Genomic DNA, 6,494 nt, shown 5'->3' on the forward strand with positions numbered 1-6,494 from the left:
ATCTCATCGAAAATTTCTTCGCCAAACTCAAGGAGTTCAAGCGCATCGCCATGCGAAGCGACAAAACAGACCAAAGCTTCAAAGCAATGGTCTATCTCGCCTCAGCCGTCATCAATTCACGATGAATCTCAACAAGCCCCACAAAAAGTAGTCTTCCCTTGCCTCAAACCTTCGGCATCTCCGGGCGCAGACGGCCGCCGAGGCGCACCGGTTCCACGCGCAGCGCCAGGCCTTTGTCGTCGGTCTCGACGAACACGCCGCAGACGGTCGCCTCGCCTTCCGCCGGTGCCAGGCGCTCGCCCGGCATTTTGCGGATGAAACGCGCCATCGCCGGTTCCTTGCCCATGCCGATCACGCTGTCGTAGTCGCCGCACATGCCGAGATCGGTGACGTACCCGGTGCCGTTCGGCAGCACCTGGTGGTCGGCAGTCGGCACATGGGTGTGGGTGCCGAAAATCACCGAGGCGCGGCCGTCGAAAGCGTGGCCGAACGCCATTTTCTCCGAGGTCGCCTCGGCGTGGAAATCGAGCAGCACCGCGTCCAGCCCATTGCCCAGCCGCTGTCGGCCGAGCAGCCCCTCGGTGGCCTGGAACGGGCAATCCAGCGGGTCCATGAACAGCCGCCCCATCAGCTGCGCCACCAGCACGCGCCGCCCATCCCGGGCGGTGACCACCGAGGCGCCGGAGCCGGGCGTGCCAGGCGGAAAATTCAACGGCCGGATCAGCCGCTTCTCCTGAGCAATGTAGGGGATGATCTCGCGCCGGTCCCAGGCATGGTTGCCGAGCGTGATGGCGTCGGCCCCGGCGGCGAACAAAGCCTCCGCCATGTCCGGCGCCAGGCCGAAACCGTGACTGGCATTCTCGCCATTCACCGCCAGAAAATCGAGTTTGAGGGTTTCGCGCAACTGCGGGATGGCTTTGAGCGCGGCTTCCCGCCCGGTGCGGCCGAGCAGGTCGCCGAGGATGACAATCTTCATAACGGAACTATAGAGCCATCACGGATCGTGTAACAGGCGGCCTCCAGCCCCGCGAACGGCTCGACATCCGTGCCGGTGAGCCAGGCGGAGAGATCCAGCGTGGCGATCGCGGCGAACAGAGCGGCGCGGTGTGCGGCGTCCAGATGCACCAGCGGCTCGTCCAGCAGCAGCAGCGGCGGCGTGCCGCGCACGGCAGCGATCAACGCCGCATGACCAAGCACGATGCCGATCAGCATCGCCTTCTGTTGGCCGGTGGACGACGATGACGCCGGCCGGCCGGTCGCCGCGTCGGTGATCAGAAGGTCGCTCTTCTGCGGCCCCAGCGAAGCGCCGCGCTGTGCCGCATCCTGCGCCCGGGCGCTCCGATAGGCGGCGCGCAATTCTTCTTCCACATCCAATGCCGGACGGAGCCGGAGCTTGGCGCCGATCGGACAGGCCAGATCCAGCGCCACCAGGGGAAACGGCGCCGCGGCACCGCGCGCCAGCGTCGCGTTCAACTGGCCGAGCAAAGCGGCCCGGCCGGCGGTCGCCGCCACCGCATGGCGGGCCATGGCGTCCTCCAATCCGGAGAGCCAAGCCGGGTCCGGCCGGTCCGCCAGCAGCCGATTACGCTGCGCCGCCGCGGATTCGAAGGCCGCCATCTCCCGCGCATGACCGGGCTCCAGCGCCACCACCAACCGGTCGAGAAAGCGCCGGCGGCCGGAGGCGGATTCGGTGAACAGCCGGTCCATCTGCGGGGTCAGCCAGACCGCGGCGAGCCTCGCTGCGATTTCCGCCTGCGAGCGCGGCTTCTGCTCATCCAGCAGGAACACCCGGCGCTCCGGCGCGCCCTCGGCGGAGCCCGTACCGAGATCGAATCCGCCGGTCGCGTCATCGATATGCGCCGCCACCGCCCAGGAGCCCGGTGCCCCCCCGCCTTTCCGGGCCAATTCGATAAATTTAGCGCCGCGCAGCCCCCTGCCCGGCACGAGCAAGGAAACCGCTTCCAGCAGATTGGTCTTGCCGCTTCCGTTCGGCCCGACGAACACATTCACCCGCGCGGCGGGGGAAAAGCGCAGGGACGCGTAGGAACGGAAATCGCTAAGGGTGAGCCGGCCGAGCTGCGTCGTCAGACCCGCATCGGCATCAGCACGTACACCGCCGACTGATCGTCCTGGTCACGCACCAGGGTCGGCGCCGCACCGTCGGCGAACACGAACTCCACCTTGCCGCGGATCTGGTCGGTCACGTCCGACAGATAGCGCGCCTGGAACCCGATCTCGAGCGGGCCGAACTGATAATCGATCAGCTCGGAGCCAAGCTCCTCGGAGGCCGTGCCCTGTTCCGGGCTGGAGGCGGAGATGACCAGCAAATCCTTGGCCAGCGACAGCTTCACCGGACGGTGCCGCTCGGCGCTGATCGCCGAAACGCGGCCGACCGCGTCGTTGAAATCTTTCTTGTCCACCCGCAGCACCTTGTCATTGCCGCGCGGGATCACCCGGTCGTAATCGGGGAAAGTCCCGTCGATGAGCTTGCTGGTCAGGCGCATCGTGCCGATGCTGAACTGGATGCGCGTCTCCGACAGCGCCACTTCGACTTCCGCAGAAACCTCGTCCAGCAGCTTGCGCAGTTCGGTCACGGTCTTGCGCGGGATGATCACGCCCGGCATGCCCTTCGCCCCTTCCGGCAAGGGTTCCTCGACCCGCGCCAGGCGATGGCCGTCCGTCGCGACGGCGCGCAGCACGGCGCCAGCCTCGCTCTCCGCCGCATGGAGAAAAATACCGTTCAGATAATAGCGGGTCTCTTCCGTGCTGATCGCGAAACGTGTGCGGTCGATCAGCCCGCGCAACTCCTGCGCGGAGAGCACGAACTGGTGCGACAGCTTGCCGGCGTCGAGCTTGGGAAACTCATCGACGCTTAAGGCCACCAGGCTGGTGGCATAGCGGCCGGCACGCAGCGCCAGAGGCGCGTCGCCGCCCGGATGGTCCAGCTCGATCTCGACATGATCGGGCTGGCGACGGACGATCTCATACAAAGTCGCGGCCGGCACGGTGATGGCCCCGTCGCGCATGGTCTGCGCGGCGACCTCCTCGACCAGCGCGATCTCCAGATCGGTGGCGGCGATGGTCAATTTCCCGTCGCGCACGGCCAACAGCACGTTGGCCAGAATGGGAATGGTGTTGCGCTTTTCCACGACATTCTGCACGTGGGCCAGCGACTTCATCAACGTGGCGCGATCGGCCTTGAACTTCATGATAACCTTCCTGACGGCAATACGTGAGACTCGTCGCGACGACCGATTCGTGCCCGCCAGGATAGCAAGGGGCGCAGCGATAGGGAAGCTCTGCCCTGCGCCCCGAACAAGGCGCGGGCGGGACAGCCGCCCGGCCATCCCGCCCGCCTTTGTTCGACCCGCCGTACCGCCAAGCTGGGTCTCAGCTCTCCAGCATGCGGCGCAGCAATTCCACGTCCTCGCCGAAGGCCGCGTCCTGGCTCATCAGCTCGGTCACGCGCGAGACCGCATGCATCACGGTGGTGTGGTCACGGTCGCCGAAATGCCGGCCGATATCGGGCAGGCTTTTGCTGGTCAGCTGCTTGGCCAGATACATCGCCACCTGGCGCGGCCGGGCGATGTTGCGGGCCCGCCGGGCCGACGACATTTCGGCCACTCGGATGTTGTAATGATCGGCGACGCGCTTCTGGATCTCCTGGATCGTGACCTTGCGGTCGTACGCCTTGAGCACGTCATGGAGCACCTCATGCGCGGTCTCCATCGTCAGCTGCCGGTCGAACAGGTTGGCATGCGCCACCAGCCGGTTGAGCGCACCCTCCAGCTCACGCACGTTGGAGGTGATCTTGCGGGCCAGAAATTCCAGCACCTTGCCCGGCACGTCCACGCCCGCCCGCGAGGCCTTCGCCTCCAGGATGGAGATGCGGAGTTCGAAGGTGGTGGCGTGCAAATCCGCGACCATTCCGCAACCGAGCCGGGTCCGCAGGCGGTCCTCGAGACCGGACAGGTCCGACGGCGACTTGTCGGCGGAAATCACGATCTGCTTGCCGGCATCGACCAGCGCGTTGAACGTGTGGAAGAATTCTTCCTGCGTGTTATCCTTGCCGATGAGGAACTGCAGGTCGTCGATCATCAGCACGTCGACGCTGCGCAGCTCGTTCTTGAATTCGAGCGTCGACTGCGAGCGCAGCGCGTTGATGAAGCGGTACATGAATTTTTCCGCCGACATATAGGCGACGGACACCGGTGCTGCGCCCGTGCGCTTGGTCGACAGCTCCCAGGCGATGGCGTGCATCAGATGGGTCTTGCCCAGACCGACCCCGCCATACAGGAACAGCGGATTGAACCCCGGCGTCGCCGGCGATTCCGCGACCCGGCGGGCGCAGGCATAAGCGAATTCGTTGGGCTTGCCGACCACAAAAGTATCAAAAGTGAAACGTTGGTCCAGCGGCGCGACCAATTCCGAACGCGGCGCCGCGCCGGCCGCGGCCGGCGCATTGGCCACAGGCGTCACCGGCTCCGGCTCGGCAAGGTTCGGCGCGGTCCCACGGCTCGGCTGGGTACGGATGTCCACATGCCGGATCTTCGGGTTTTCGGCTTGCCAGAACGCGGTGATCAACTCGCCGTATTCCTTGTTCACCCAGTCGCGCAGAAAGCGCGTGGGCAGAATCACCGTCACTTCGTCGCCATCGACACCAGCCAAAGCGACCTGCTTCAGCCACGTACGATACTCGACCTCCCCAACCTCAGCCTGCAGCCTAGCGCGTACACGGGCCCATTGTTCGTTCAGGGCGGCGTCATCACGGCGGACCGGCGAGGAAGAAAGCACACCACCGCCATCACGCATGGAACCGATCTCCAGGCTCATTCCCAATTTCCGCTCCAGCCCCAAAAAAATATATGCCCGGCGACGGACTCTTTGGGAAAATCCTGAAATAAACTTCAAATTTCCCGAATTGAGACGGCCGCGCGGGCGTAAGTAAGCCCACTGAGTTTAAGTTAGAAGAGCCTGGACTGGCAAGTGCTCAATAGTTGCGCCGCGACCAATAACCCCCTGATCCCTTTGAATTAACGTGTAAATTCAAAGGGTATTAAATGGCGAAGTTTCTCGACGCCAAATCTCGTGAAGCTAACAGCAAGTTAGATCACACAACTGACAAAAAACGGCGCGCCCCGTGATATCGGGAGCGCGCCGTTTAAAACTGTCAAAAAATCAATGCGTTTCCGCAACCTGCCCCTGAAGACCTCAGGCGGCAGCGACAGCCTTCACCCGCGCCGACAGGCGGGAGATCTTCCGCGACACCGCGTTGGCCTTCAGCACGCCCTTGCCGACCGCACGCTGCAATTCCGGTTGTGCGGCGCGGAACGCGGCCTGCGCCGCCTCCTTGTTGCCGGAAGCCACAGCCTCTTCGACCTTACGGATGGCGCCATGGACGCGCGACTTGCGCGCCTTGTTGCGCATCGTGCGCTTGAGGGTCTGCCGGATGCGCTTCTGCGCTGATGCAATATTGGCCATAAGGTTCCGCCGAAAAAAGACAATCAATGAAGCGCGCGGTCTAACCCCCATAGGCGGCGGCGTCAAGCATCAAGTGACCCCGGTCAGCCGCGATTAGGATCGCGGTCCGCCGCCGGGATAGCCCGGCGGCACCAGATTTTGCTCGGGCTCCGGGGAACCGGCGGTCGGCGGGGCCGGGACTGGTGCCGGCGCCGGTGCCGACGCCGCGCCGCTCGGCGTCGTCAACGGGGTCGCCTGGATCGTTCCCCCCGCCGGAGCCGCCGTGGGATAGGCGGCGGCCCCGCCGGGTGCACCCGACCAGGACAGCCAACCGCTCAGATTATGCTGCATCTGGTATTGCAGCTGCACATTCATGTCATCCATCAGCTGCTTGGTCAGATAATAGAGCGCCGCCTCCATGTCGCCCTGCGGCGCGTCCGCGTCCGGGGCCGTGCGCGAGGCGGAGACGGTGGCTTCAGCATAGCCGGTGCTGTGCCCATCGGGGCTCGAGACATTCACGTCCACCGTCATCGTCCCGGTCAACGTGCCGGCCACCTCATGAACCGCTGCGTTCTGGATCGTCACCGTGCCCGTACCGGGCGCGCCCGAGGCGACGACCCGATGGTTCAGCATCGCCAGCAACGTCGTCGCCGGGGGGGCCGGATCCTGCGCCAGCAACACCACGGTGTCGGGGCTCGGCACATAGTCATTGACGATGTTGAGATTAGCGACCTTCAGCACCAACGGCGGCAAATAAGAGTACTCGAGCGGCGTGAAATTCTGCTCCGGCGGCGGGCTGCTGCATCCGGCCAGGGCAAGCACAGCGAGAGAGGAAAAATGCCATAACTTCATTTTTACGGGGCTCCAGGGCGGCCATTGACGGTCTCGCGGGGAAAACGGAATGCGAAATTACAGAATTCACAGTTCATGACGATATTACCGTCCACCGTCATATGGTCGAGATCATCCGGCGAAAACCCCTCCAGAATACCGCCCAGACGGGCACGCGAACAGCGGCAGCCATAAGCCAGAAC

At 64.5% G+C, this 6,494-nt stretch carries 7 protein-coding genes; all 7 read right to left on the reverse strand.

Annotation, left to right across the window (positions count from 1 at the left end; all coding sequences use genetic code 11):
* Positions 1 to 163: 163 nt before the first annotated feature.
* Entirely contained in the window at positions 164 to 976 is an 813-nt protein-coding gene (locus tag VGG47_RS11420) for a TIGR00282 family metallophosphoesterase (RefSeq protein WP_331538592.1), read from the reverse strand.
* Positions 973 to 2,088 (reverse strand): DNA replication/repair protein RecF, encoded by a 1,116-nt coding sequence (gene recF, locus VGG47_RS11425; RefSeq protein ID WP_331538602.1) that lies wholly within the window; start codon positions 2,086 to 2,088, stop codon positions 973 to 975. The genes VGG47_RS11420 and recF overlap by 4 nt, the downstream gene beginning before the upstream one ends.
* Positions 2,085 to 3,209: a DNA polymerase III subunit beta gene (dnaN, locus tag VGG47_RS11430; RefSeq protein WP_331538594.1), complete on the reverse strand. Its 1,125-nt coding sequence runs from the start codon at positions 3,207 to 3,209 to the stop codon at positions 2,085 to 2,087. The genes recF and dnaN overlap by 4 nt, the downstream gene beginning before the upstream one ends.
* A gap of 181 nt (positions 3,210 to 3,390) precedes the next feature.
* Positions 3,391 to 4,812, reverse strand: a complete 1,422-nt coding sequence (gene dnaA, locus VGG47_RS11435; protein WP_331538604.1) for a chromosomal replication initiator protein DnaA — start codon at positions 4,810 to 4,812, stop codon at positions 3,391 to 3,393.
* 399 nt (positions 4,813 to 5,211) lie between these two features.
* Complete coding sequence (gene rpsT, locus VGG47_RS11440) at positions 5,212 to 5,481, reverse strand: 30S ribosomal protein S20 (protein WP_331538596.1); 270 nt, start codon at positions 5,479 to 5,481, stop codon at positions 5,212 to 5,214.
* A 93-nt stretch (positions 5,482 to 5,574) separates the two neighbouring features.
* Positions 5,575 to 6,312 carry a hypothetical protein gene (locus VGG47_RS11445; protein WP_331538598.1) on the reverse strand — a complete coding sequence of 246 codons (738 nt, stop codon included), beginning with the start codon at positions 6,310 to 6,312 and terminating at the stop codon, positions 5,575 to 5,577.
* Positions 6,313 to 6,314: 2 nt separating this feature from the next.
* Positions 6,315 to 6,494: Hsp33 family molecular chaperone HslO (locus VGG47_RS11450; protein WP_331538600.1), on the reverse strand; the 180-nt coding region annotated here is incomplete at its 5' end.

The organism is Acidocella sp., from assembly GCF_036489515.1.
Taxonomy (GTDB): domain Bacteria; phylum Pseudomonadota; class Alphaproteobacteria; order Acetobacterales; family Acetobacteraceae; genus Acidocella.